The organism is Vibrio gelatinilyticus, from assembly GCF_022836845.1.
Lineage (GTDB): Bacteria > Pseudomonadota > Gammaproteobacteria > Enterobacterales > Vibrionaceae > Vibrio > Vibrio gelatinilyticus.
Genome location: NZ_JAJNNZ010000025.1, coordinates 1 through 24953 on the forward strand (window position 1 = coordinate 1; position 24953 = coordinate 24953).

Below are 24953 nucleotides of genomic sequence, written 5' to 3' on the forward strand. Positions count from 1 at the left end.
TGGGTTGTCCCTCTAGGTACGGATTTAGGTGGCTTTGATGACCACGCAACCAAAAATAATTGGTAATAAACCTTCTCTTAAGCACTAAACATAGTTTAGGCAAAAGAAAGTATCAAAAGGAAATAATTGCTTTGTAGAGCTGGTGCTGATACCCAGATTTGAACTGGGGACCTCACCCTTACCAAGGGTGCGCTCTACCGACTGAGCTATATCAGCACTCAAAATGACTTGGAGCGGGCAGCGGGAATCGAACCCGCATCATCAGCTTGGAAGGCTGAGGTAATAGCCATTATACGATGCCCGCAACACGTAACTCTGAGAGCTATTTCCTAAGGAATATGGTGGAGGGAGATGGATTCGAACCATCGAAGGCAGAGCCGTCAGATTTACAGTCTGATCCCTTTGGCCACTCGGGAACCCCTCCATACTTAATGCCATTTTCACAACCACTTACGTCTTAGGTAAGGAGAAAATGGTGCCGACTACCGGAATCGAACTGGTGACCTACTGATTACAAGTCAGTTGCTCTACCTACTGAGCTAAGTCGGCATAAGTGGTGCGCATTCTATTGAATGAATCTCGCCCTTGCAATAGTTAATTCAAAAAAAAATTCGATTTTTGCAACTTTCTTAGTTTTTGACGATATTCTGTACGTATTTCGGGTAATTGAGTAACTTATGCTACATCAATCATTTGATTTCTCTCTGGCTTAATGTATGTTCAGCATTCTGAATCTTATTCCTCGGTTTGGTAATTTATGAGCCCTTTTATGTCAATTAGCCGCCAGCAGTGGGCGGCGCTTCGAAACTCAGTACCAATGACACTGACCGAAGCCGACTTGATGGAACTACAAGGTATTAATGAAAACCTTACCATGCAAGAAGCTATGGACGTTTACTTGCCTTTATCTCGCCTGCTTAATCTCTATGTTGCCGCCAGACAAAGTCGTAACTCCGTACTGCAAGAATTTTTGGGGAAAAATGACCATACTCCTCCTTTTGTGATTGGTATCGCTGGTAGCGTCGCCGTTGGTAAAAGCACCACCGCCCGTTTGCTGCGAGCGTTATTAAGTCGTTGGGAAAATCACCCAAAAGTCGAGCTAATTACCACCGACGGCTTCTTGTACCCTAATAAGGTGTTGCTCGAAAAAGGACTGATGGCGAAAAAAGGATTCCCAGAATCTTACGACATGCGACGTTTGGTGCAGTTTGTTTCCGACGTTAAGGCGTGCAAAAGAAACGTTGTCGCGCCAGTATACTCTCACCTAAACTACGACATCATTGAAAAAGAAAAGGTGGTCGACTTACCTGATGTGTTGATCATTGAAGGCTTGAATGTACTGCAAAGTGGCATGGACTATCCACACGATCCGCATCATGTGTTTATTTCAGATTTTCTCGATTTCTCTTTGTATGTGGATGCTGATAGTGAACTTATAGAAAAATGGTACGTTGAACGCTTCATGAAATTTCGCCGCGGCGCCTTTACGAAACCGGGCTCTTATTTCAGTCACTACACTCAACTGACTGAACATGAAGCAGAAGAAAAAGCCCGAAACATCTGGAAATCCATTAATGGCAAAAACCTCGCCATCAATATCTTGCCAACCAAAGAACGGGCGCAACTCATCTTGCAAAAAAGCGCCAATCACAATGTCGAGCAAGTATTTCTGAGAAAATAATCGCATTCACTTGGCCACCTCTTCGATCGAGTGGCCATGGTGAGTTTGTTGAATGGTTACACCTTTCTTAAAGAGATTTCACCGCCGATAAAGGCTTGAACGCCTTGGTCGGTTTCAATTAATACCGCACCTTGAGCGTCAATTCCTCGCAGCGTGCCCTCAACGTCCCTGTGACCCATCAGCAATTTAACTTGTCGACCCACAAAGTTATCATGGCGATTCCAACGTTCGACAAAACCGGTCAGCCCCATCATTTCGTAATCAAGCAAGGCGTTTTGCCAGGCCTGAATAAACGCAATAACCAGTTGATTTCTATCGATGGTTTTTGAAGTCGCGTGTGACAATGACGTCCATGGTTGATCGATACCTTCCACGGTGTCACTCATGGCAAGGTTCATACCCATGCCAATAACTAAGTGGGCTGCGCCCCCCGCTTGGCCTGACATTTCCACTAAAATACCGGCCAGTTTTTTATCGTCATAGTAAAGGTCGTTAGGCCACTTGAGTTTCACTCCGTCAATGCCCAATGATTCCAGCGCTTCGACAATTGCCACTCCGACTACAAGGCTAAGCCCCATCGCTGCTGCCATACCCGCGTCTAAACGCCAGTACATTGATAAGTAGAGGTTCGCTCCAAAAGGAGACACCCATTGACGACCACGTCGACCGCGCCCTTTGGCTTGATATTCAGAGACGCACACGCTGCCAGACTGCAGTTCTGGTAATTGATCCATCAAGTATTGGTTGGTTGAATCAATAATGGGGATAAGTTCTAACGGCGCCGAAAGCGTTTGTTTCAGTACACTTTCATCGAGTAGTTGCAGTGGTTTTGCAAGCTGGTAGCCCTTACCTTGAATGCGGAAAATGTCCACGCCCCACTGCTGTATGCCTTGTATATGCTTACTCACGGCGGCTCTGGATATACCCAGAGCTTGCCCCAGTTCTTCGCCAGAATGAAAGCCACCTTGCGATAGCTCTTTGAGTATTTTTAATTTTACCTGATGCTCTTTCATACGAAATCCTTCAAGAACACCTCTGCGGTATTGCCCATAAATCGCACCTCGTGCTCAAGTTCTACCGCAAAACGTCTTTGAACTTGCTGTGTGATGTATTGGGCCAATTCCACCACATCTTGTGCACTGGCATTGCTTTTATTCACAATCACTAAGGCCTGCATCGGGTGCACCTGCGCTCCGCCTATTGAATGCCCTTTTAAACCGCACTGATCGATCAGCCAGCCTGCAGCCAGTTTCATTCCTTCGCCTGCGGGGTAGGCCACCAGCTCTGGAAAGTGAGTGACCAATTGCTGGTACTGTGCTTGCGATACCACTGGGTTTTTGAAAAAGCTTCCAGCATTACCAATCACCGCAGGATCGGGCAGCTTTTGCTGACGCACATTAACGACCACATCAAAGACATCGCGAGGAGTCGGATCCTCGAGGCTCTTAAGTGGGCCATAAGAAAGTTTCGCTTGCCAATTCAAAGGAAGCGAAAGACCAATGGCCGTTACGACCGCCTTATTTTTTAATGCATGTTTGAAAATCGAATCACGGTAGCCAAATTGGCACTGTTCATTACTCAGCGTTTTTATCGTTAGCTCCTCTAAGCAAAGATATTCGACGTATTGACAAACATCTCTGAGCTCAAGGCCATAGGCGCCGATATTTTGAATAGGGGCACTGCCCGCGCACCCTGGGATCAAGGCGAGATTCTCAATGCCCCCCAGATCTTGGTCGACGCACCACTGAACAAGGCTTGGCCAGTCTTCACCACCACACACATGCAATAGCGTTGCATCTGGATTCTTAACGATGGTGATCCCGCAAATACGATTGATGATAACCACGCCTTCAAAGTGTTCGGTAAATAACATATTACTGCCTTTACCGAGCATCAGCTTAGGTAATGACTGCCATTTCTCGCTTTGATAAACCTCTTTGAGATCGTCAATCGATTCCACTATCACCAAAACCTCACAGGTCTGTTGGATGGAAAATGTATGGTATTTACTGAGCTGAGCGTTATATTCGATTTGCATGGCCAATTACAGATAACTTAAACTGCGTTCTATTCTATCTCTTGAACAACGCAGTTGGCTATGGATACGTTAAAATTCGGTATTTTGGATCCTATCCGTTTACCTATTGCAAAAAAGCTCTATAAACAGCACTACCCTGCGGGCCGACCCAAAGCAGACGAGCGGATCATTAGTGCCCGTTTTGAGAGCGCGACGTGTGCGCTAGTGCGTTTACGCAGCGTTGACTCGTATCGATTAATGACTGGAATGTTGGTGTTGCCAGAATATCGTCAACGCGGTGTTGGACATCAGTTGATGAACTACCTAATGCGTCACGAGCTGCAATTGAGTGATTTTTGTTTCTCACTAACCGACTTAGCTCCCTTCTACGCTCAGCATGGTTTTCAAGCCATCTCTCAGGATGAATTACCCGCAGCATTAAAAACACTTTTTATTCGCTATACTGGCAGTGGGAAATCTCTTGTAGCAATGCGTTACATTGATCCCAGTTAAACTTTTCCCGTAATCTACACAACTGACGTCAGAATTTGTTAAAATTACAGGTTCGCAATTTTGCAATCACTGAAGGTAAAGTGTCCCATATGATGGCTCTTAGCAATTCAATTAGTAATACGCCCACTCTCGCTCAAGATCCTGACAAGTTTCAGGTTCTGTATTCTGCGAGTGAGTATCGAGAGTACCTCATACAAGCTATCCGCGGCGCAAAAACGAGAATCTACTTGGTTGCACTCTATCTCGAAGACGATGAAGCTGGACGCGAGATTTTTACTGAACTCTACCTGGCAAAGCAGAAAAACCCAGCATTGGACATTGCCGTTTGTGTTGATTGGCATCGTGCCCAGCGTGGGTTGATTGGCGCAGAACACTCTGACGGTAACTCTGTCATGTATCGCGAGTTTCGCAAAAAGCATGAATTTGCTGTTCCTGTGTACGGAGTGCCTGTTAGTGGCCGAGAAGTCTTTGGCGTGTTGCATCTCAAAGGGTTTATCGTCGATGATGCGGTAATTTATAGCGGCGCTAGCCTAAACAATGTTTATTTAGGCTACAACGGACGCTACCGTTTTGATCGCTATCATGTGATTGAAAACCCTCAACTTGCTGAGAGCATGGCACTCTTCGTCACTCAAGATATGATCACAAACCCTGCAGTCAACGATCTCTCCTTGAGTGAAAAGCCGATAACCAAAGACATTAAATCCGAAATTCGCCAATTTAGAGGCACATTGAACCAGTCTCAATATCAATTCTCCCCAGAAGTGGCATCTGCAGATCAAGTGTCTATCAGCCCATTGGTCGGTGTCGGAAAACGTCGCAACAAACTCAATAAGAAAATCAATCAGTTACTTGCATCTGCACAAGATGAAATTTTCATTTGTACACCTTACTTTAACTTTCCAAAATCGGTGGCAAAGGAAATTAAGAAAGCATTGAAACGCGGTGTTAAAGTGAACATTGTCGTGGGCGACAAGACCGCGAACGATTTTTACATCTCTCCTGAAGAGACGTTCAAGACCATTGGCGGGCTACCATACCTGTACGAAATGAACTTGCGCCGCTTTGCTAAAGCGAATGAAGCGCATATCGCCAGCCGTAAACTGTCCGTACACCTGTGGAAGCACAACGACAATAGCTTCCACTTAAAAGGGATCTGGATAGATAAACGTTATATGTTGCTTACTGGCAACAACCTGAATCCGCGCGCTTGGAAGCTCGATCTTGAAAATGCTCTATTGGTTCAAGACCATTATCACCATCTTAATGATAAGTTTGAAAAAGAAGTCGCCAATATCTTAGAGCACACCCAACTGGTTTGTACTTATAAGCAACTAGAGAAGATAGAAAACTACCCGACTCCTGTTCAAAGGTTGATTAAAAAAATCACCCGCGTCAGAGCCGATCGCGTGTTAAAGCAATTACTTTAACAGCCTGACAAAAAAGCCACTTGCTGTTTTAAGTAACTCGTTTTCGCGATGATGACGATACTATCAACATTGATTTGACCAAAAAAAAACCAGCCGATGGCTGGTTTTTTCATGTTTAACGAAACTTACTTCGCTGGGCGACTAGCACGTTTACGTTCGTTCTCAGTAAGAAGCTTCTTACGAATACGGATGCTCTCTGGCGTTACTTCTACTAGTTCATCTTCATCGATAAACTCAAGCGCTTGCTCAAGAGTGTGCTTGATCGGTGGCGAAAGAACCTGTGCTTCATCAGTACCAGAGGCACGAACGTTAGTGAGTTGCTTACCTTTCAGGCAGTTTACTGTTAGGTCGTTTGAACGGTTATGAATACCGATAATCTGACCTTCATAGACTTCATCTGCGTGCTCTGCAAATAGACGACCACGCTCTTGTAGGTTAAACAGCGCGTAAGTCAGTGCTTTACCTGTTGCGTTCGAAATAAGAACACCATTGTTACGCTGACCAATCACGCCGCCTTTGTGCGGACCATAGTGGTCAAATGTATGGTAAAGAAGACCAGAACCTGACGTTAACGTTAGGAATTCAGTTTGGAAACCAATAAGGCCACGTGAAGGCATCATAAAGTCCATACGTACACGACCTTTACCGTCAGGCGCCATATCTGTTAGCTCGCCCTTACGCAGACCAATGTTTTCCATGATACCGCCTTGGTGCTCTTCAAGAACATCAATCGTTACCGTTTCATACGGTTCCATTAGCTGACCATCTTCTTCTTTGATGATAACTTCAGGACGAGATACTGCGAGTTCAAAGCCTTCACGACGCATGTTTTCAATCAGGATAGATAGGTGAAGCTCACCACGGCCTGAAACACGGAAACGATCAGGGTTATCCGTTTCTTCAACACGCAGTGCAACGTTGTGTACCAATTCTTTCTCTAGACGCTCAAGAATGTTACGTGACGTCACAAACTTACCTTCTTTACCCGCAAACGGAGAAGTGTTGACCTGGAAGGTCATCGTTACTGTTGGTTCATCAACAGAAAGTGGTGTCATCGCTTCAACATTGTTCACATCACAAATAGTGTCTGAGATTTTCAGTTCGCCAAGACCCGTGATGGCAATGATGTCACCCGCGTTTGCTTGTTCTACTTCATGACGATCTAAACCTAGGTAGCCTAGAACCGTACCGACTTTACCGTTACGTTTTTTACCGTCTGAACCCACAATAGAAACTTGTTGGTTAGGCTTAACAGAACCACGAGTGACACGACATACGCCGATAACACCTACGTAAGAACTGTAATCTAGTTGAGACACTTGCATTTGCAATGCGCCGTCAAGATCAACATTTGGTGCTTCTACGTTGTCAACGATAGCTTGGAACAAGGGTTCCATGTTCTCGCCTTCTTCGCCTTCTTCTAGTGTTGCCCAGCCATTAAGAGCTGATGCATAAACCACTTGGAAGTCGAGCTGTTCATCTGTAGCACCAAGGTTGTCAAATAGGTCGAATACCTGATCCATTACCCAATCAGGACGAGCGCCAGGGCGGTCGATCTTGTTGATAACAACGATAGGCTTAAGGCCGTGTGCGAATGCTTTTTGAGTTACGAAGCGCGTTTGAGGCATTGGTCCATCAACCGCATCAACGATCAACAATACTGAGTCAACCATTGACATGATACGTTCTACTTCACCACCGAAGTCCGCGTGTCCCGGAGTATCTACGATGTTAATACGGTAGTCTTCCCAGTTAATTGCCGTGTTCTTAGCAAGAATGGTAATACCACGCTCTTTTTCGATATCGTTCGAATCCATGACGCGCTCTTCCGCTTCACCACGAGATTCCAGCGTACCGGATTGCTGTAGCAATTTATCAACTAAGGTTGTTTTACCGTGGTCAACGTGCGCGATGATCGCGATGTTTCTTAACTTATCAATCTGTGGAGTAGACATGGATTTTCTTTCACTCAATAGATGCCGCCGCTTAATTGCCGCTGGCTGGATTTCAAAAACGGTCAATAATATACCAGATAATGCGCAATAATCTAAAAAATATGTGATCTCTCTCGTTGAATTCTATTCGAATCCTTACCAATCCAAAACTCTTTGGCACAAAATCGTTCTGTTTTACCCTTGCAATAAAGCCACTTGAAGGAAAATACCATTGACAACGGGGGCAAAACCCTGCTGAATAAATGGTTATAACTGATACATATTGGTGCAATTTACTCTCAATGCACCAATACCGTGCAGCGAGGGATCATTTTGGTGCACCATTGTGAGGCGCCACCGCCGGGTTTCAGTTATATTATTGAAAGTAAAGGATTTTAATTTTTGGCACGGTTTTAGCTTACAACTAATCAGCATCGATTAACGCACAGTTCAATTATAGACGCTAATCAATGCCGATTTTAATTATCGAGCTTAAACCGCTTTAACAACACTGGAGGTTATCCAAGATGTCAGTAGAAAATGTTCTATCGTTAATCCAAGAAAACGAAGTTAAGTTTGTTGACCTACGCTTCACCGATACTAAAGGTAAAGAGCAACATATCTCTATTCCTGCTCACCAAATCGACGCAGACTTCTTCGAAGAAGGTAAGATGTTCGATGGTTCTTCTGTTGCTGGCTGGAAAGGCATCAACGAATCTGACATGGTAATGATGCCAGATGCATCAAGTGCAGTTCTTGACCCGTTCACAGAAGACGCAACGCTAAACATCCGTTGTGACATTCTTGAGCCAGCGACAATGCAAGGTTACGACCGTGACCCACGTTCTATCGCTAAGCGTTCTGAAGAATACATGCGTTCGACTGGTATCGCAGACACAGTTCTTATTGGTCCTGAGCCAGAGTTCTTCCTATTTGACGACGTGAAGTTCGCAACTGACATGTCTGGTTCTTTCTTCAAGATTGATGATGTAGAAGCAGCATGGAACACAGGTTCTGATTTTGAAGGTGGTAACAAAGGTCACCGTCCAGGCGTTAAAGGTGGATACTTCCCAGTCGCTCCTGTCGACTCTTCACAAGACATCCGTAGCGCAATGTGTCTAGTAATGGAAGAAATGGGCCTGGTTGTTGAAGCACACCACCACGAAGTAGCAACTGCGGGTCAAAACGAAATCGCAACTCGCTTCAACACACTAACAACCAAAGCAGATGAGACTCAAATCTACAAGTACGTTGTTCATAACGTTGCACACGCATTTGGTAAAACGGCTACATTTATGCCTAAGCCACTTGTTGGCGACAACGGCAGCGGCATGCACGTTCACCAATCTCTTGCAAAAGACGGCGTAAACCTATTTGCTGGTGACAAGTACGGCGGTCTGTCTGAGCTAGCTCTATACTACATCGGTGGTGTAATTAAGCACGCTCGTGCAATCAACGCATTTGCTAACCCATCAACAAACTCGTACAAACGTCTTGTACCTGGCTTCGAAGCGCCTGTTATGCTTGCTTACTCTGCACGTAACCGTTCTGCATCTATCCGTATCCCTGTGGTACCAAGCCCTAAAGCACGTCGTATCGAGCTACGTTTTGGTGACCCAGCAGCGAACCCATACCTATGCTACTCAGCAATGCTTATGGCTGGCCTTGACGGTATTAAAAACAAGATCCACCCTGGCGAAGCTATGGATAAGGATCTATACGATCTACCAGCTGAAGAAGCAGCTGAAATCCCAACGGTTGCAGAATCTCTACAACAAGCACTGGCTGAGCTAGATGCTGACCGTGAATTCCTAACCGTTGGCGGCGTGTTCTCTGATGACTTCATCGATTCTTATATCGACCTTAAGTCTCAAGACGTTGAGAAAGTGAACATGACAACACACCCACTTGAGTTCGAACTGTACTACTCTGTATAATTTGCAACTCATTTGAGAATAATAAGGCTCGCCTCGCAGGCGAGCTTTTTTTTTCTGTTTCAATCAATAACCCACTCCTACTATAGGCGGACATACGCCGATAACGGAGTAACCAATGAAAGTGGCTTTAGTTTTATCCACCCTACTCGCTTCTACCACCACCATCGCCGCCGATGTGTATGTATGGGAAGATGACAATCATGTGATTCACTTCAGCGATACCCCTGGACACCCTAATGCAAAGAAGATCACGTTGGCCGACGATCCTATAGCCTTGCCAGAACTGTCCTCAAAAACACCTGCGCCCGCAGAAAGACTAAAACAAGACAAAGAAAAGCAGCCGTCACTGTCTATTGATATACGCACTCCAACACATGACGCTACCATTCGGAGCAACCCCGGCATAATCCGAGTTGAAGGTGAGTTACAAGGACGTCTCAAAGTCGGCCAAACCATTCAGTTGCTGCTCAACCATCGTCCTTATGGTGCACCTCAAGTACCAACATCGTGGTCAATGACAAACATCGACCGCGGCACCCACACATTAACACTGCAAATCATTGAAAACGGCAAGATAATTGCATCATCTAATACCATAACCGTACATTTACATCGGGCCTCTGTTCAATAGCAGCAATAATCAGAGACAGCGTCCCTTATTGTGCTTTACAGCATAAAACTATCGGTCATACTTAGATACTCACCGCACCAGATTGGTGCAATCGTGAGAGACTAAGGTGTATTGCACCAAAATGGCACAAGACAAGAGGGATGACGATTGGCTACGAGTGAAATAAACAGTGCAATTTTAGATAATCTAGTCACAGCAACCTTGATGCTGGATGAGGGGCTCACTGTACGCTATGCCAACCCGGCAGCAGAGCAGCTATTCTCTCAAAGTGCCAAGCGGTTGACCGACTCCCATCTGTCACATTTCATCCAGCACGCCTCTATGGATTTAGCTTTGCTCACACAACCTTTGCAAAGTGGTCAAAGCATTACCGATAGTGACGTTACTTTTGTGGTCGACGGCAAACCACTACTTCTCGAGGTCACCGTCAGCCCCCTTTCGTTAAACAAAAATCTCATGTTGTTGATCGAAATGAGGAAGATTGGCCAACAGAAACGTCTAAGCCAGGAGCACAATCAACACGCTCAGCAACAAGCCGCCAAGCTTTTGGTACGTGGCCTTGCACATGAAATAAAAAACCCGTTAGGGGGACTTAGAGGTGCAGCGCAATTGTTGTCAAAAATGCTGCCCGACCCAAGCCTCAATGAATACACCAATATCATCATAGAGCAAGCCGACCGGCTGCGAGCTCTTGTCGATAGATTGCTTGGTCCACAAAGACCTGGCAAAAAAACCGAAGAAAATTTGCATCTGATCCTTGAGAAAGTTCGCCAACTGGTGGAATTGGAGTCTTGCCAAACCATCAACATAGAACGAGATTACGATCCGAGCTTACCTTCTATTGTGATGGACACCGATCAAATTGAACAAGCGTTACTCAATATCATCAGTAACGCAGCACAAATACTGACCAAACAAGAGAATGGCGTGATAACCATAAGAACTCGAACGGTTCATCAAGCCAACATTCACGGACACAGACACAAATTGGCAGCCCGTATAGAAATCACCGATAACGGCCCAGGCATACCTGCGGATTTACAAGATACCTTGTTTTACCCCATGGTGAGCGGCAGAGAAGGCGGTACCGGATTAGGGCTTTCCATTTCACAAAACTTAATCGACCAACACAGCGGAAAAATAGACGTAGAAAGCTGGCCCGGTCGCACAACATTTACCATTTATTTGCCCATTTAACTCAGGATTGAGGAAAAATGCGCTTGCTGAAGGAAGATAGGCTATGAGTAAAGGCTATGTATGGGTTGTCGATGACGACAGTTCAATACGTTGGGTGATGGAGAAAACCCTCTCGTCTGCAAACATCAAATGCGAAACGTTCGCGGACGCAGAAAGCGTGCTACTCGCGCTGGAGCGGGAAACTCCGGATGTTTTGGTCTCCGATATTCGGATGCCAGGTATGGACGGCATTGAATTACTTCGTCACGTCCAGGATCAAGCACCTGATTTACCCGTTATTATTATGACCGCTCACTCGGATCTGGATGCGGCGGTAAAGGCCTATCAAAAGGGTGCTTTTGAGTATCTGCCTAAGCCGTTCGATATTGATGAGACGTTGACCCTAGTTGAACGCGCTATCATTCACAATCAAGAGCAAAAAAACGGCCAGTCCAGTGAAGACGTAACGCCTTCCTCTGCCCCTGAGATCATCGGTGAAGCACCGGCAATGCAAGAGGTTTTTCGCGCCATTGGTCGCTTGTCTCGCTCTTCCATCTCCGTATTAATCAATGGCGAATCGGGCACAGGTAAAGAATTGGTGGCGCAAGCTCTACATCGACATAGCCCAAGAGCCAGCAAGCCTTTTATCGCTCTCAACATGGCCGCTATCCCAAAAGATCTCATCGAATCGGAGCTGTTTGGTCATGAAAAAGGGGCTTTCACGGGCGCAAACAGCGTGCGCCAAGGACGCTTTGAACAGGCTAACGGTGGCACCCTGTTTTTAGATGAGATTGGAGATATGCCACTCGATATTCAAACGCGTTTGCTGCGGGTCTTGTCCGATGGCCAATTTTATCGCGTTGGTGGTCATGCGGCGGTAAAAGTCGATGTGCGTATTGTCGCGGCAACCCACCAAGATTTGGAAAAATTAGTCGTGCAAGGTGAGTTTCGTGAAGACTTGTTTCACCGTCTGAACGTCATTCGTATTCACATACCTTCGTTACGTGAACGTCGACAAGACATTGAGAAGCTCACTAATCACTTTCTTGCTCTTGCCGCAGAAGAACTCACTGTAGAGGTCAAATCCCTTCACCCAGACACGGTTGAAACCCTCAATAAGCTTGATTGGCCCGGTAATGTTCGTCAGTTAGAGAATATTTGTCGCTGGCTCACTGTGATGGCCAGTGGTAGCGAGATCCTCCCCAACGATTTACCTCCAGAGCTCGTTAATGAGCCCAAGAAAGCCCTAAACCCAGAACTCGGTAATTGGCAACAACTGTTGGCATCGTGGGCCAAGGTAGCGTTAGAGTCGGGTGAAACGGAGATTCTTAGCGCTGCTATGCCCGAATTCGAACGCATTCTTTTAGAGGCGGCGCTTAGTCATACCAATGGGCATAAACAAGATGCAGCCAAAGTACTTGGTTGGGGACGCAACACGTTAACCCGCAAGCTCAAAGAGTTGTATTAACCATTTCAAACCGCAGTATTAAGTGCACGAAAACAAAAAGAGCTTGGCATAACCAAGCTCTTTTTTATGGATGTCTGACCCGTCCTAAATAACGCGTGAGAACTGCTGCTGGCGAGCTCTGTTGCGCAAGTACTTATCAAAACACATACAGATATTACGAATCAACAAGCGTCCTCTCAAGTTGACGTAAATTGTGTTGTCATCGTTTTCAACCAACTCGTCATCAATAAAGGTTTTAAGCAGTTGCATATCTTCTGCAAAGTACTCAGAGAAGTTGATACCAAATTCGCTTTCAATCTCAGATTTGCTTAACTGGAAGTTACAAATCAATTGCTTAATCACTTCTCGACGTAACAGATCGTCGGCATCAAGTGAGACGCCTTTCCATACGGCATGGCGCAATTCATCGACCTGAGCATAATATTTCTTGAGCTCTTTCTGGTTTTGCGCGTAACTGTCACCCACCATCGAGATCGCCGATACGCCAAAGCCCACTAAATCACAATCACCTTGCGTGGTGTAACCTTGGAAGTTTCGGTGTAATTCACCAGCACGCTGAGCCACCGCAAGTTCGTCTTCTGGCAAGGCAAAGTGATCCATACCAATAAACTGATAACCTGCATCCGTTAACGTCGCAATGGTGTTCTGCAAGATTGCCATTTTCTCTTCTGGCTGTGGTAACTGGTCTTCTTTTATTTTTCGCTGAGCGGCAAACAGGTTCGGCATGTGAGCGTAATTAAACACTGAAAGGCGTCCTGGACGCATCTCAAGAACTTGAGCTAAGGTTTCGGCGAACGACTGGTTGGTCTGTTTAGGCAAGCCGTAAATCAAATCTAGGTTAGTCGAGCGAAAACCAAGTTCCTTAGCTCGAGCGACCATCGCAACAATAAACTCTTCGTCTTGCTCACGGTTAACCAGCTGCTGCACTTCTTTATTGAAATCTTGTACGCCAATGCTTAATCGATTGAACCCTTCTTGACGCAAGTGATCGAGCATATCGAGCTCAATCTCTCTTGGATCAACTTCAATACTGATTTCAGCGCTGCCTTCAAAATGAAATTCTTCGCGCAAGATATTCATCAAACGGCTGATCTGGCCCTTTGATAAGAAAGTCGGCGTGCCGCCGCCAAAATGCAGCTGAGTAACCTTACGTCCTTGAAGCAAAGTAGCACGTTGACGTATTTCATGTTCAATAACATCAAGGTATTCGTCAGCTTTGTGGCTGTGACGAGTAATAACCTTGTTGCACCCACAGTAATAGCAGAGCTTGTGACAAAACGGGATATGAATATACAAAGACAAAGGCCTATCTGGGTATTTCGCACACGCCATATCATAGTCAGAGACGGTAAATGCTTCGTGAAACTCGAGTGCCGTCGGGTATGAGGTGTAACGTGGACCTGAATAGTTGTACTTGTCTAAAACAGATTGATCCCAAACGATCTGCTGGTTCTCTGCTGAGGGGGATTGAGACATGTTAATACTTCCAAAAAACAAAGACGCACGGGTTGAGCGCTATTTTGCCACAGCAAGGCAATGATGTTCTCACTCTACACGAGAATTATGAATATCATCGACAAAAATGATAGATCGATCACTGAGAATGGCGTTGAGATGACTCTCAACTCACCATTCTGATATCAATTTGCTGATTCAGCGGCTTCACGCTTTGTTGTAAAACCTTCAACTCAGCGACAATGGTGTCGTTAAGTCGAGCTTCAGCTTTATTGCGTATGAGGTTGTGTTTCATGCGCTCACGCTTTTCCATAGACTGGCGTTCTTCCGATCGAGGCATATCTTTCACAATGTGAAAAAGCTCGCTCAGGGCCGGGTATTCGCGGTCAAAATCAACGCGCTGCTCACCTTGGACATAGTCCATGATGTTATACAGTCGGATACTCAACTCTGAGAAATCACATTGACCTTGAATACCCGCCAAGCAGAGCGTATCAACGCTCTCGAATATCTTGGCATTGCGCTTTTCAATCGCTAAAGTTTGGTGCTGTTGTTGCAGGTCCTTCTGCTTCTTGAGCTGGAGTAGAAGGTAACCTGCATAGCACGCTAAAGCGACGATAATGACCACTCCCACAGCCGCTAACACGGTTACAACATTCATTGTGATTACCCTTTAAACTGGTCCAAATCAATCTCTTCGAAATCGGCCAATAGCTCTTGTTCATCCCGTGCTTTTTTCACAGTAGGTTCAACCATGTCGACTTCTTCTTCAACTTCTGGCTCAAATAGACCCAGTTGTTTCATTAGTGCTTCAATGCGATCCAGCTTCTCATCAACGTATTTCTGTAGACCGGCACCTAGGTTCTCACCCGCTTCAATGCGATCAATAAGAACGTTCAATTGCGAATCTGATTCCAGCATCTCAAGCTCTTGCTCGGCCGAAAGACGGCGCTCTTGCTTAGAAGACTTCTTCTGCTCTGTGATGATCAGTGGGATCTTCTTCTTGCTGCCCAATCGAGGATCACGCGCCTCGCCAGAACGACGATGCTTTTGCTCGCTACCTTCTGAGTGACGGCTACCGGATTTTTGTCCTTTGCGTTTTTTTAGACGCTTGCGAAGGCGACCTTCTACATCAGACTCGGTGCGATTACGTGTGACGACAACATCAACACTGGCAGCAGAGCCCGGTTTTCTGGATTTTTTATTACGACTCATTGCGTAAGTTTCCTCAGTAAAATTACATCATTACCAATAAATTCTAGTTCAAGCTTATCTCGCTCGGCCAGATAGCGGAAAGTGTCTCGGCTAAAGAATACCACATGCGTGAGGTCATTCTTATAATGCCAGTTTTTAAAGGCATCCAAATCAATCACTAATTTGGTCATTAAGCCTATCCAGCCACTGGGTTTAACTAAGCTAAGCCACTGTTGCCACACTTCGTTGGGCGTATAGAGATGCTCTATCACCTCGGTTGCCGTTACAAAGTCATATTGCCTATCAAGTACCGATGTATCGGGATAGTAATAGAGATCATACAGTGACATCGTATGTCCACGTTCTTTCATCATCTCTGATAATGTTGGACCGGGTCCGCATCCAAAATCCAATCCGTGGGAACGGCTTTCAATACGTCCCGCCATAGGCTCGACAACTCTTGATAGAAATTGTCGATAGCCCGCATCCTGCGGATCATTATTGTGAAGATCGTAAAATGCTTTTTCTTGCTGAGCACAAAGTCTTTGATGTGGCGGAACAAAGACCAGAAAACAACGCTGACACTGCAAATAGTGTCGATGTTTATCTTGATAATAGTGCTCTGTCGAAGGGCTAGAACACAGCGGACAACAATCCACGATGCTTCTCCTGGATAATTCAAGGCTGCGAAACATACCAGAAACTTGTCGTTGAGGGGAGAGGAATCGCGTATTTTTTCGACAATTTGATAAAAAAAGGCCTAAAAGTAAAAAAAGCGACAGGAATCCCTGTCGCTTTCCATCGCTATAAAGCGAAGTTGATGTATCGTCTGTGCGATACAACACAAATATCCATTTGTTTTTGGTGCTTCCACTGCTAATTCTTGTTTGTCATCGTCCTGATGCGTTATGTATTCCCTTGCACTTCCAGTGCCTGAGCTCTTCCTAAGCCCTGTCCTTTAATGCTCTCATCCTGAGAAAAGTTGACCATCCCTATCCCTTGAGCTCCAGCTCAAGTTGTATCCTGTCTGTCGTTCTTAACCATCCTGGTTAATCTTCCTTGGGGTTATCCTAACCCGATGTCCTGTTTCAGCGTCCTGCTGTTGCTAACTACTTTACTGTGTTGAGCTATCGATACAAGCGCTACAGAGAAAAAAGACGCCCCCTCAACAACAGCGATTTACCAATTCCTTATGAAACATAAGGTTATGAGAAAACGCTTCAAGATTCCCCCGCCATTAATAGCAAATCTCTTACACAGTAATCGGAAAAAATGACCCCGTCGCCACACGCTTAGTTGCCTCTGTTAACCTAAAACAAAAACGCCCACATCTAAGACATGGGCGCCATCGCTCGGTATAGGCAAATAAAAGGCTAAAAGAGTTACTCTCTTACGTATTAGTGAAGACCACCAACGTATTTAGAAAGAACCTCAATATCATTGTCCGACAGTTTTTTCGCGATATCGCGCATCATGCCGTTCATGTCGTTGTTTCGATTACCGTCACGGAATTTCTCAAGTTGCAACTTGATGTAATCTGCATGCTGACCTGACACTTTAGGAAAACCCGACAGCTCAGTACCATTACCACGTGGACCATGACATGCAATACAAGCCGTGATGCCGCGTTCTGCATCACCTGCAGCGTAAAGGGCTTTACCCTGCTCTACGACATCTTCTGGGGTTGTATTTGATGAGATAGGCAATGAAGCATAGTAAGCGGATAAGTCCGCCATATCTTCATCGCTTAATGGCATAGCCATGCCGCTCATTACAGGATCATAACGTCCCTGTTTGCCGCCACTTGTCATACCAAGTTTCAGTTCTTTTAACTGCTTTTCAAGATACTTAGCATGCTGACCCGCAAGTTTTGGGTACATGGTTAACTGGCTGTTACCGTCTGCACCATGGCAAGCGACACAGGTTTGGGATTTTGCTTTACCAGCTTCAATACTGCCTTGGGCCGATACTGAACAGCTGACTACAAGACTCAAGATTAGCGCTAATTTTTTCATGACATTCCATTATAATTATCAAGCTTCCAGTACCACTCTATGCCTAAATCACCCTAAGCGGCTGTTTCACTCTTTGTTGGTGAGTATACTTAAGGTAGTTCGGGTATATAATACCGTTCATGGTACAATGTGTGGCCATATGCCGAGCACGGTTATTTTACACAATTTCACAAAAAAGTAATCAATCGACTACACAAAGTCGAGATGGAGTTAACAGTGAGCGTAAAAATTCATTATCAAAATACGCATTTCATTACGAGTGCACCCGATATTCGTCATCTTCCAGAAGATGAAGGTATCGAAATCGCGTTTGCTGGACGATCGAATGCCGGTAAGTCGAGTTCACTAAACCGCCTTACCAATCAACGAAGCTTGGCGAAAACCAGTAAGACCCCAGGTCGAACTCAATTGATTAATCTGTTCAAGGTCGATGAAGGTTGCCATATTGTCGACTTACCTGGATACGGATTTGCCCAGGTCCCTTTAGAAATGAAGAAAAAGTGGCAGAAGTCACTCGGTGAATACCTGCAAAAACGTCGCTGCCTGAAGGGCTTAGTGGTCCTTATGGATATTCGTCACCCAATGAAAGACTTGGATAAACAGTTGATTATTTGGGCTGTCGACTCTGGCATACCTGTTCAAGTATTGCTGACTAAAGCAGACAAGCTGAAAAGTGGCGCCCGAAAAGCCCAGGTATTGAGCGTTCGTCAAGAAGCACTCACTCTTGGTGGTGACGTACAAGTTGATGCATTTTCATCATTGAAGGGGATCGGTGTCGATCAACTAAGAAACAAATTAGACGTTTGGTTTGCCCCAGCCTTCGCTGCACTGGAGTCGACAGAAGACGATTTGGATAGCGACGCACAGTAACCAGTCAATACGCCAGAAATAAAACGCCCCGCCATCCTGGCAGGGCAATGGGAGAGAGAGAAGATTTCTTATTATTTGTGCAAAGAATTTACGATTAGGGTGAAATAATCAACCGTAATCAATGCACTTTGTGAGCTGTCACTCTCTTCCATCAAATCACCTTCCCGCAGAAAAACCTTTCAAAAACCTGTAATAACAGCAAGTTAACCATGAAATTTTCAGGATTATGAAACTCTTCATTTCTAATGAGAATTATTTATAGTGTGAAGGGTGCTTAATTACAGAAATGCCATTGAGCGCGAAAAGCGCGAATTAGAGAAAAGTGGATAATAAGGCGCGTAAATGAGTCTTGGATAAATTTAGCTTGCCACAAGAAAAAACGCCCCAGTCAAAAGCTGACTGGGGCGGCTGAATCAGCCTAATCCAATAACGTGAAACAAAAGGTCTGAAAGATAGAACATCTTACCTCTGTACCCTACGAGAGTTAATGTACAACATCTGATCAGAAATTAAAACTATTTTTGTAATTTTTTTTCATCAAAATATCATTAATAGACATAACTAGGTGCATATAGGATTCTTTTTTTATAGGTATAAAAAAGCCAGTGTTTGTGCACTGGCTCATACTATTTGCTCGATATTGACTGAAAAGTGACTAGTGAGCTTGATCCCAGTTCTCGCCATGGCCTGAATCAGCGACCAACGGTACATCTAACTGAGCCGCTGACTCCATGAGTTTTTGTACTTTACTTTCAATTTCGCTCAAAGCTGACGATTCAACCTCGAACACCAGTTCATCGTGAACTTGCATGAGCAAACGTACACGCCCCTGTCCCTCGGCTTCAATCCACTCGTCAACCAGTAGCATAGCTTTCTTAATGATATCAGCTGCGGTGCCTTGCATTGGCGCGTTGATGGCCGCTCGCTCTGCTGCCTTACGACGCATTCCATTACGTGATTTGATCTCTGGTAAATGCAAACGGCGACCAAATATGGTCTCTACGTATCCATTCTCAGAAGCCTGAGAGCGAGTATCTTCCATATACTGCATTACGCCCGGGTAGCGCTCAAAATACTTGTCCATGTAAGCCTGAGCTTCGCCTCTTGGAATACCAAGTTGTTTCGCCAAGCCAAAGGCACTCATGCCGTAGATCAAACCAAAGTTCACGGCCTTTGCTTGACGACGCTGTTCAGTGGATACCTGCTCAATCTCAAGACCTAGGATTTCAGCAGCAGTGGCCGCGTGGATATCTTTGCCGTGTTTGAATGCATCAACCAAAGCGGCATCACCCGAAAGATGCGCCATAATGCGCAGCTCAATCTGCGAGTAATCGACTGCAAGAATTTTCCACCCATGAGGCGCAATAAAGGCCTGACGAATACGACGCCCTTCTTCGTTTCTGATTGGAATGTTCTGCAAGTTAGGATCGGTAGATGATAATCGCCCTGTCGCTGTGACAGCTTGATGATAAGAGGTATGAACGCGACCTGTTTCTGGGTTAATCATACGTGGCAGTTTATCGGTATACGTCGATTTCAGTTTCGCCAAGCCACGATATTCCAAAATAAGCTTTGGCAATGGATAGTCCAGTGCCAGCTCTTGCAGCACTTCCTCATTGGTCGAAGGTGCACCCGATGGTGTTTTCTTAACAACTGGTAGTGCCATTTTCTCAAACAAAATCGCTTGTAGCTGCTTAGGCGAGCTCAAATTAAACTCCTGCCCTGCTACTTCATACGCTTTCTGTTCAAGCTCATCCAAACGTTGAGCGAGTTCTTGAGATTGTGCCCCCAACATCATGTCGTCTACCAATACTCCCGTCCGCTCAATGCGCGATAGGACCGGTACAAGAGGAACTTCTATCTCACGATAAATACGGTTGAGAGCTTCGTCTTTTTCAAGTTCACTGTTGATTCTCTGATGCAATCGTAAGGTAACGTCAGCATCTTCCGCGGCATAAGGTGAGGCTTGATCCATCTCTATTTGGTTAAAGGTCAGTTGATTTTTTCCCTTGCCTGCAATTTGCTCGAATGAGATGCAACTGTGCTGTAAAAAGCGTAGAGCGAGGCTGTCCATATCGTGTTTACCCGCAACGCTGTTGTAAACATACGAAGCCAGCATGGTGTCAAATTTAATGCCTTTAAGCTCAATGTCATAGCGTGCAAGAACACTCGCATCATACTTGAGATTCTGTCCGACTTTGGCTTGATTCGCGTCTTCTAAAATCGGTTTAAGCTGCTCAAGTACCCAGTTTCGATCAAGCTGTTCTGGCGCTCCCATGTAGTCGTGTGCAACTGGCACATAAGCCGCAACACCTTCTTCAGTGGCGAATGACAGACCAATCAGGTTGGCGACCATATAATCTAGGCTGTCAGTTTCGGTATCAAAGGCAAATACTGACGTCGCTTTTAGTTTATCGAGCCAGGCTAGAAAATCCTCTTTGCTGAGGATGGTCTCATACTGGCTGCGATCGATGGTAACAGCTGAGGTATCCATTTCCGAACTTGGCGCTGCTTTGCTCGTGCCAGACGCCGATTTGGCTGCACTACCATCAGCGACCACTTCACCGCTACCGCCTTCTAAGATTTCGTTAAGCCATGTCTTAAAGGTTAACTGGCCGTAGAGTTTCTGAAGTTCGTCGGTATCAGGCTTTTGCTTGGTTAATTCATCTGGAGCGTAGTCAAGCTCAACATCCAACTTGATGGTAGCCAGATCGTAAGACAATAAAGCCCCCTCTTTATGTTCAAGTAGCTTTTTCGCCATGGTCTTTGAACCACGAAAGCCAAGAGGGGCGATGTCATCAAGTCGCTCATAAAGATCTTTTAACCCACCAATCCCCTGTAACAGTGCAGTCGCAGTTTTATCTCCGACACCAGGTACGCCAGGAATGTTATCCACTTTATCGCCCATTAGCGCCAGGTAATCGATGATCAACTCCGGCGGGATACCAAACTTCTCAACAACCCCATCAACGTCCATGACCACATTGGTCATGGTGTTAATCAGTATGACGTTTTCATCAACCAATTGCGCCATATCTTTATCGCCAGTGCTGATAAGTACGGGCATGTTAGCTTGAGATGCCTGATGCGCCAAAGTACCAATCACGTCATCGGCTTCCACACCCGGAATTGAAATCAATGGCAATCCCATCGCTCGAATCACATTGTGCAGAGGTTCAATTTGGCAACGAAGATCGTCAGGCATTGGCGGTCGATTGGCTTTGTACTCTGGGTACATATCATCACGGAACGTCTTCCCTTTCGCATCGAAGATGACCGCTATTCGATCGGAGGCAAACTGGCGCATCATGCTGCGTAGCATATTAACAACACCGTATATTGCGTTGGTGGGTATTTCACCGTTGCTCATCGATTCAGGGTAAGCGTGAAATGCTCGGTAAAGATACGAAGAGCCATCAATTAAAATCAGGGGGTTATCAGGAATACGAGCCATGTGTATATCGTCCACAGAGTATGAAATGATTATCTATATCTGTAAGGATGCCATGACTTCCCAATCGATGCTACGCTCTTTACTGAGCAGACTTCGATAACTAGAGGTTTTGACCACTTTCAGCACTCTCTCTCCTGTGGATAACTCTGTTTATAATCTAAATCAGTGAAAACGTAAACACAACTAACAAACCAAAAATATCATTTTAACCTTCTGTTTTTAATTGAAAATAAGCCAGATCGTTTAGGTTACCCATGATCCTAGAACGATCTTGTGATGTGGACAAAGGTAAAATATCACTCAAAAAGCGTCCGAATTTTGTTCTATTTAAAAGGGAAGTCTCACCATAAAGTAAATCGGTGACAAACGGTGGTTTAGCACAAAGAAAAAAGCGACATCTAAAGATGTCGCCTAGCAAAATGACAGATAAGGTGTCTCCGAATGGAGCATTACCGGCACTGAAGCTATAAATACACTGGAAGCAATGTGAGCAATGTCGTGTCAAAAGACTTCGAGTATTCAAAATAGCGACGGTTAATGACGAAAGCAAAACCGGGCTATTTCTCTACCTTTCCCCCTAAGACGATGCAAACAATAACCATTCTCATTTAACCTGTCAACAACTAAATGATAATTAGTCTCAATAACTTCATGGTGCCTGCTTCTGGAGATCCTTTACAAAATGAATCCGCGACTCGAGTAGCGGCTCTTTAAGTTGGTAATCGGCTATCAAATAGTGATTAGCAATCAACATTCTCAGCATAGAAGGGAACTGATTGCGTGATTTTACTGCTATTGCTGTATAGCCTTGCTTGGCGGCCCACGCCTCTTGATGATTAAGTAGCGACTGCGCCACCCCTTTGCGTCGAGCTGAAGGACAAACGCCACCAAACCAACTGTAAAACGTTTTCTCGTCCAGCTCATAACCTATTTTGAAGCCAAGCAATGTGCCGTCCTGTTCGGCCAGCAACACTTGGTGCCTCTTACCTACTAATCGCCGTTGCAAACTGTCGACGCTCTCTTTCTGAACGAATTCACTGATACGCTCTACAATTGTCACTACTTCTTGTAACGTGCCATCACGAACTAACATACACCGCCTTCAAAAAACAAAAAGCCAGCAACGACTGCTGGCTTAAAATCATTGTACTTACCTTCTAGCGATTACTTCAAAAACTGTTTCGCTTTGCCATTCTCTTCTGCTAACCACTCGGCGACGTCTTTGGCGAAATAGGTCAATACACCATCAGCGCCTGCACGCTTAAAACACAGTAGCGACTCCAACACCGTCTCGCGCTCTTTCAACCAGCCGTTCATAATAGCAGCTTTGTGCATCGCATATTCACCCGACACCTGATAAGCAAAAGTCGGCACTTGAAGCTCAGATTTGACCCTGCGCACGACATCTAAATAAGGCATACCCGGTTTCACCATCACCATGTCAGCCCCTTCATTGATGTCCATCGCCACTTCGTGCAACGCTTCATCGCTGTTAGCCGGATCCATCTGATAGTTTTTCTTGTTACCGCCTTTTAAGTTACTTGATGAACCGACTGCATCGCGAAACGGACCATAGTAATTAGAGGCATATTTAGCTGAATAAGCCATAATTTGCGTGTGCACATGGCCGGCCTTTTCAAGCGCCTCACGGATAGCACCAATTCGACCGTCCATCATGTCAGAAGGGGCCACGACATCGGCACCGGCTTCAGCATGAGACAACGCTTGTTTGATCAATACTTTCGTAGTCTCATCGTTCAACACATAGCCATCGTCATCGATGATGCCATCTTGACCATGAGTCGTGAAAGGATCGAGCGCAACGTCAGTAATCACACCCATTTCAGGCACATGCTCTTTGAGCTCACATACCGCTCTTTGCACAAGCCCTTCAGGACTATAGGCTTCGGCTGCGCACAGGCTTTTAGCATCTTGATTAACCACAGGGAAAAGCGCTATTGCAGGGATCCCAAGGTCAGCAAGGTATTGAGCTTCCTCAATCATTAAGTCGATAGATAACCTTTCAACCCCCGGCATCGACTCCACGGTTTCGCGACGATCTTTGCCCATCAAAATAAACATTGGGTAAATCAAATCACTCACTGAAAGCTGGTTTTCTGCCATTAAGCGGCGACTAAAATCGTGCTTGCGCATTCTGCGCATACGTCTTGCTGGGAATTGCCCTTGAATCGATACAGACACTTTTTTCTCCTTGTCTGGCCTAACGTTGAACTTCAAGCATATCATTCTAGGGCCATCATGCTAGCAGTATTCTGGCATTTTGATGTCCCTGCAGCTATTGCTGTGGATGGATTAACGCAAAGCAACATATTGCGCAGACTTTAGGTATACTTTGCACTATTACCAACCACAACGAAGTAGCCCCAATGATTGATACACACGCTCATATCTATGCTGCAGAATTTGACCACGATAGAGATGAAGTCGTACAACGCGCACTCCAAAATGGCATCGAGCATATCTTACTGCCGAACATTGATCTCGACTCCATTGAGCCGATGTTGGCAACAGAAGATGCCTACCCAAATGTTTGTCGTTCTATGATGGGCTTGCACCCTTGCTACGTGGATGAAAATGTTAAACAGACCCTAGACACCATTCACAGCTGGTTTGAAAAGCGATCGTTTATTGCGGTGGGTGAGATTGGCATTGATCTCTATTGGGATAAAACCTTTCGTAAAGAGCAAGAGTGGGCCTTCATCACTCAACTAAACTGGTCTAAAGAAATGGATCTTCCTGTGGTTATCCACACCCGGGACTCCATCGAAGAAACCCTAGCACTGCTTAGTAACGAGCAAGATGGCTCATTACGTGGCGTGTTCCATTGCTTTGGTGGCACCGTTGATGAGGCAAAAGCCATCAATGATCTGGGGTTTCATCTTGGACTCGGTGGCGTATCAACCTTCAAAAATTCGGGCATGGATAAAGTGATCCCAGAGCTGGCGATCGATAAAGTGATTTTAGAAACCGATTGCCCTTACCTTGCGCCCGTTCCACACCGAGGGAAACGCAATGAACCTGCGTACACTCAACTGGTGCTAAACAGACTTGCTGAGTGTCGTCAAATCGACGTGCAACAAGCGCAGAAAATCACCACCCTCAATGCGAAAAAGCTGTTTTCTCTCTAGCTATCGATATTAAAAAAGCGGCTTTCGCC

At 45.4% G+C, this 24953-nt stretch carries 21 protein-coding genes and 4 tRNA genes; 9 read left to right on the forward strand and 16 right to left on the reverse strand.

The genetic code is table 11. From position 1 onward, the window contains the following. Positions 1-140: 140 nt before the first annotated feature. The 4 genes from LNL84_RS18770 to LNL84_RS18785 form a co-directional block, all read right to left on the reverse strand. Positions 141-216: transfer RNA gene (locus LNL84_RS18770), tRNA-Thr, on the reverse strand. A gap of 13 nt (positions 217-229) precedes the next feature. After that, a tRNA-Gly gene (locus tag LNL84_RS18775) sits at positions 230-304 on the reverse strand. A gap of 35 nt (positions 305-339) precedes the next feature. Further along, positions 340-424: transfer RNA gene (locus LNL84_RS18780), tRNA-Tyr, on the reverse strand. A 49-nt stretch (positions 425-473) separates the two neighbouring features. After that, a tRNA-Thr gene (locus LNL84_RS18785) sits at positions 474-549 on the reverse strand. Between the two features lie 208 nt (positions 550-757). Between LNL84_RS18785 and coaA the strand changes: the two genes are divergently transcribed. Next, positions 758-1681: a type I pantothenate kinase gene (gene coaA, locus LNL84_RS18790; protein ID WP_244359305.1), complete on the forward strand. Its 924-nt coding sequence runs from the start codon at positions 758-760 to the stop codon at positions 1679-1681. Between the two features lie 56 nt (positions 1682-1737). Here coaA and birA read toward each other — a convergent pair whose 3' ends face one another. Further along, positions 1738-2694, reverse strand: coding sequence for a bifunctional biotin--[acetyl-CoA-carboxylase] ligase/biotin operon repressor BirA (gene birA / locus LNL84_RS18795; RefSeq protein ID WP_244359307.1), 957 nt, complete (start codon positions 2692-2694; stop codon positions 1738-1740). Further along, positions 2691-3719, reverse strand: a complete 1029-nt coding sequence (murB, locus tag LNL84_RS18800; protein ID WP_244359309.1) for a UDP-N-acetylmuramate dehydrogenase — start codon at positions 3717-3719, stop codon at positions 2691-2693. The genes birA and murB overlap by 4 nt, the downstream gene beginning before the upstream one ends. A gap of 60 nt (positions 3720-3779) precedes the next feature. On the opposite strand from murB, the gene LNL84_RS18805 reads away from it, so the two are divergent. Further along, positions 3780-4211: a GNAT family N-acetyltransferase gene (locus tag LNL84_RS18805; protein ID WP_244359311.1), complete on the forward strand. Its 432-nt coding sequence runs from the start codon at positions 3780-3782 to the stop codon at positions 4209-4211. Between the two features lie 89 nt (positions 4212-4300). After that, positions 4301-5641, forward strand: coding sequence for a CDP-diacylglycerol--serine O-phosphatidyltransferase (gene pssA, locus LNL84_RS18810; RefSeq protein WP_244359312.1), 1341 nt, complete (start codon positions 4301-4303; stop codon positions 5639-5641). 125 nt (positions 5642-5766) lie between these two features. On the opposite strand, the gene typA is transcribed toward pssA, so the two are convergent. Continuing rightward, positions 5767-7596: a translational GTPase TypA gene (typA, locus tag LNL84_RS18815; protein ID WP_244359314.1), complete on the reverse strand. Its 1830-nt coding sequence runs from the start codon at positions 7594-7596 to the stop codon at positions 5767-5769. Positions 7597-8102: 506 nt separating this feature from the next. Between typA and glnA the strand changes: the two genes are divergently transcribed. From glnA to glnG, 4 genes are all read left to right on the forward strand, one after another. Next, positions 8103-9512, forward strand: a complete 1410-nt coding sequence (gene glnA / locus LNL84_RS18820; protein ID WP_244359316.1) for a glutamate--ammonia ligase — start codon at positions 8103-8105, stop codon at positions 9510-9512. A gap of 115 nt (positions 9513-9627) precedes the next feature. After that, complete coding sequence (locus LNL84_RS18825) at positions 9628-10143, forward strand: DUF4124 domain-containing protein (RefSeq protein ID WP_244359318.1); 516 nt, start codon at positions 9628-9630, stop codon at positions 10141-10143. Between the two features lie 147 nt (positions 10144-10290). Then, positions 10291-11340 carry a nitrogen regulation protein NR(II) gene (gene glnL, locus LNL84_RS18830; protein ID WP_279611093.1) on the forward strand — a complete coding sequence of 350 codons (1050 nt, stop codon included), beginning with the start codon at positions 10291-10293 and terminating at the stop codon, positions 11338-11340. Between the two features lie 43 nt (positions 11341-11383). Beyond that, the gene (glnG, locus tag LNL84_RS18835; RefSeq protein ID WP_244359320.1) at positions 11384-12787 is read left to right on the forward strand and encodes a nitrogen regulation protein NR(I); all 1404 of its coding nucleotides are present in this window, start codon (positions 11384-11386) and stop codon (positions 12785-12787) included. An 84-nt stretch (positions 12788-12871) separates the two neighbouring features. Here glnG and hemN read toward each other — a convergent pair whose 3' ends face one another. The 5 genes from hemN to LNL84_RS18860 form a co-directional block, all read right to left on the reverse strand. Continuing rightward, positions 12872-14263 carry an oxygen-independent coproporphyrinogen III oxidase gene (gene hemN / locus LNL84_RS18840; protein WP_244359323.1) on the reverse strand — a complete coding sequence of 464 codons (1392 nt, stop codon included), beginning with the start codon at positions 14261-14263 and terminating at the stop codon, positions 12872-12874. 145 nt (positions 14264-14408) lie between these two features. Further along, positions 14409-14903 (reverse strand): DUF2489 domain-containing protein, encoded by a 495-nt coding sequence (locus LNL84_RS18845; RefSeq protein WP_244359325.1) that lies wholly within the window; start codon positions 14901-14903, stop codon positions 14409-14411. A 5-nt stretch (positions 14904-14908) separates the two neighbouring features. Then, positions 14909-15457, reverse strand: a complete 549-nt coding sequence (gene yihI / locus LNL84_RS18850; protein WP_244359327.1) for a Der GTPase-activating protein YihI — start codon at positions 15455-15457, stop codon at positions 14909-14911. After that, complete coding sequence (locus tag LNL84_RS18855; protein WP_244359329.1) at positions 15454-16095, reverse strand: class I SAM-dependent methyltransferase; 642 nt, start codon at positions 16093-16095, stop codon at positions 15454-15456. The genes yihI and LNL84_RS18855 overlap by 4 nt, the downstream gene beginning before the upstream one ends. Positions 16096-16833: 738 nt before the next feature. Then, complete coding sequence (locus tag LNL84_RS18860; protein WP_244359331.1) at positions 16834-17451, reverse strand: c-type cytochrome; 618 nt, start codon at positions 17449-17451, stop codon at positions 16834-16836. A 204-nt stretch (positions 17452-17655) separates the two neighbouring features. Here LNL84_RS18860 and yihA point away from each other — a divergent pair, with 204 nt between their 5' ends. Continuing rightward, positions 17656-18321: a ribosome biogenesis GTP-binding protein YihA/YsxC gene (gene yihA / locus LNL84_RS18865; protein ID WP_244359333.1), complete on the forward strand. Its 666-nt coding sequence runs from the start codon at positions 17656-17658 to the stop codon at positions 18319-18321. Positions 18322-18734: 413 nt separating this feature from the next. Here yihA and spfP read toward each other — a convergent pair whose 3' ends face one another. The 4 genes from spfP to hemB form a co-directional block, all read right to left on the reverse strand. Beyond that, positions 18735-18782 carry a small protein SpfP gene (gene spfP, locus LNL84_RS19870; protein WP_438356636.1) on the reverse strand — a complete coding sequence of 16 codons (48 nt, stop codon included), beginning with the start codon at positions 18780-18782 and terminating at the stop codon, positions 18735-18737. A 194-nt stretch (positions 18783-18976) separates the two neighbouring features. After that, positions 18977-21775, reverse strand: coding sequence for a DNA polymerase I (polA, locus tag LNL84_RS18870; protein WP_244359335.1), 2799 nt, complete (start codon positions 21773-21775; stop codon positions 18977-18979). Between the two features lie 649 nt (positions 21776-22424). Beyond that, a complete protein-coding gene (locus LNL84_RS18875) occupies positions 22425-22868 on the reverse strand; it encodes a GNAT family N-acetyltransferase (RefSeq protein ID WP_244359337.1) in 444 nt (147 codons plus the stop codon). A 71-nt stretch (positions 22869-22939) separates the two neighbouring features. Beyond that, positions 22940-23977, reverse strand: coding sequence for a porphobilinogen synthase (gene hemB, locus LNL84_RS18880; RefSeq protein WP_244359339.1), 1038 nt, complete (start codon positions 23975-23977; stop codon positions 22940-22942). A gap of 185 nt (positions 23978-24162) precedes the next feature. On the opposite strand from hemB, the gene LNL84_RS18885 reads away from it, so the two are divergent. After that, positions 24163-24924, forward strand: coding sequence for a TatD family hydrolase (locus LNL84_RS18885; RefSeq protein WP_244359341.1), 762 nt, complete (start codon positions 24163-24165; stop codon positions 24922-24924). Positions 24925-24953: the final 29 nt, after the last annotated feature.

Coding starts and splice junctions, on each gene's coding strand:
- LNL84_RS18885 (WP_244359341.1), top strand. CDS start 24,163: ATGATTGATACACACGCTCATATCTATGCTGCAGAATTTGACCACGAT.
- typA (WP_244359314.1), bottom strand. CDS start 7,596: ATGTCTACTCCACAGATTGATAAGTTAAGAAACATCGCGATCATCGCG.
- hemN (WP_244359323.1), bottom strand. CDS start 14,263: ATGTCTCAATCCCCCTCAGCAGAGAACCAGCAGATCGTTTGGGATCAA.
- yihA (WP_244359333.1), top strand. CDS start 17,656: ATGGAGTTAACAGTGAGCGTAAAAATTCATTATCAAAATACGCATTTC.
- LNL84_RS18825 (WP_244359318.1), top strand. CDS start 9,628: ATGAAAGTGGCTTTAGTTTTATCCACCCTACTCGCTTCTACCACCACC.
- LNL84_RS18860 (WP_244359331.1), bottom strand. CDS start 17,451: ATGAAAAAATTAGCGCTAATCTTGAGTCTTGTAGTCAGCTGTTCAGTA.
- LNL84_RS18875 (WP_244359337.1), bottom strand. CDS start 22,868: ATGTTAGTTCGTGATGGCACGTTACAAGAAGTAGTGACAATTGTAGAG.
- murB (WP_244359309.1), bottom strand. CDS start 3,719: ATGCAAATCGAATATAACGCTCAGCTCAGTAAATACCATACATTTTCC.
- birA (WP_244359307.1), bottom strand. CDS start 2,694: ATGAAAGAGCATCAGGTAAAATTAAAAATACTCAAAGAGCTATCGCAA.
- polA (WP_244359335.1), bottom strand. CDS start 21,775: ATGGCTCGTATTCCTGATAACCCCCTGATTTTAATTGATGGCTCTTCG.
- glnA (WP_244359316.1), top strand. CDS start 8,103: ATGTCAGTAGAAAATGTTCTATCGTTAATCCAAGAAAACGAAGTTAAG.
- pssA (WP_244359312.1), top strand. CDS start 4,301: ATGATGGCTCTTAGCAATTCAATTAGTAATACGCCCACTCTCGCTCAA.
- coaA (WP_244359305.1), top strand. CDS start 758: ATGAGCCCTTTTATGTCAATTAGCCGCCAGCAGTGGGCGGCGCTTCGA.
- glnG (WP_244359320.1), top strand. CDS start 11,384: ATGAGTAAAGGCTATGTATGGGTTGTCGATGACGACAGTTCAATACGT.
- LNL84_RS18805 (WP_244359311.1), top strand. CDS start 3,780: ATGGATACGTTAAAATTCGGTATTTTGGATCCTATCCGTTTACCTATT.
- LNL84_RS18845 (WP_244359325.1), bottom strand. CDS start 14,903: ATGAATGTTGTAACCGTGTTAGCGGCTGTGGGAGTGGTCATTATCGTC.
- yihI (WP_244359327.1), bottom strand. CDS start 15,457: ATGAGTCGTAATAAAAAATCCAGAAAACCGGGCTCTGCTGCCAGTGTT.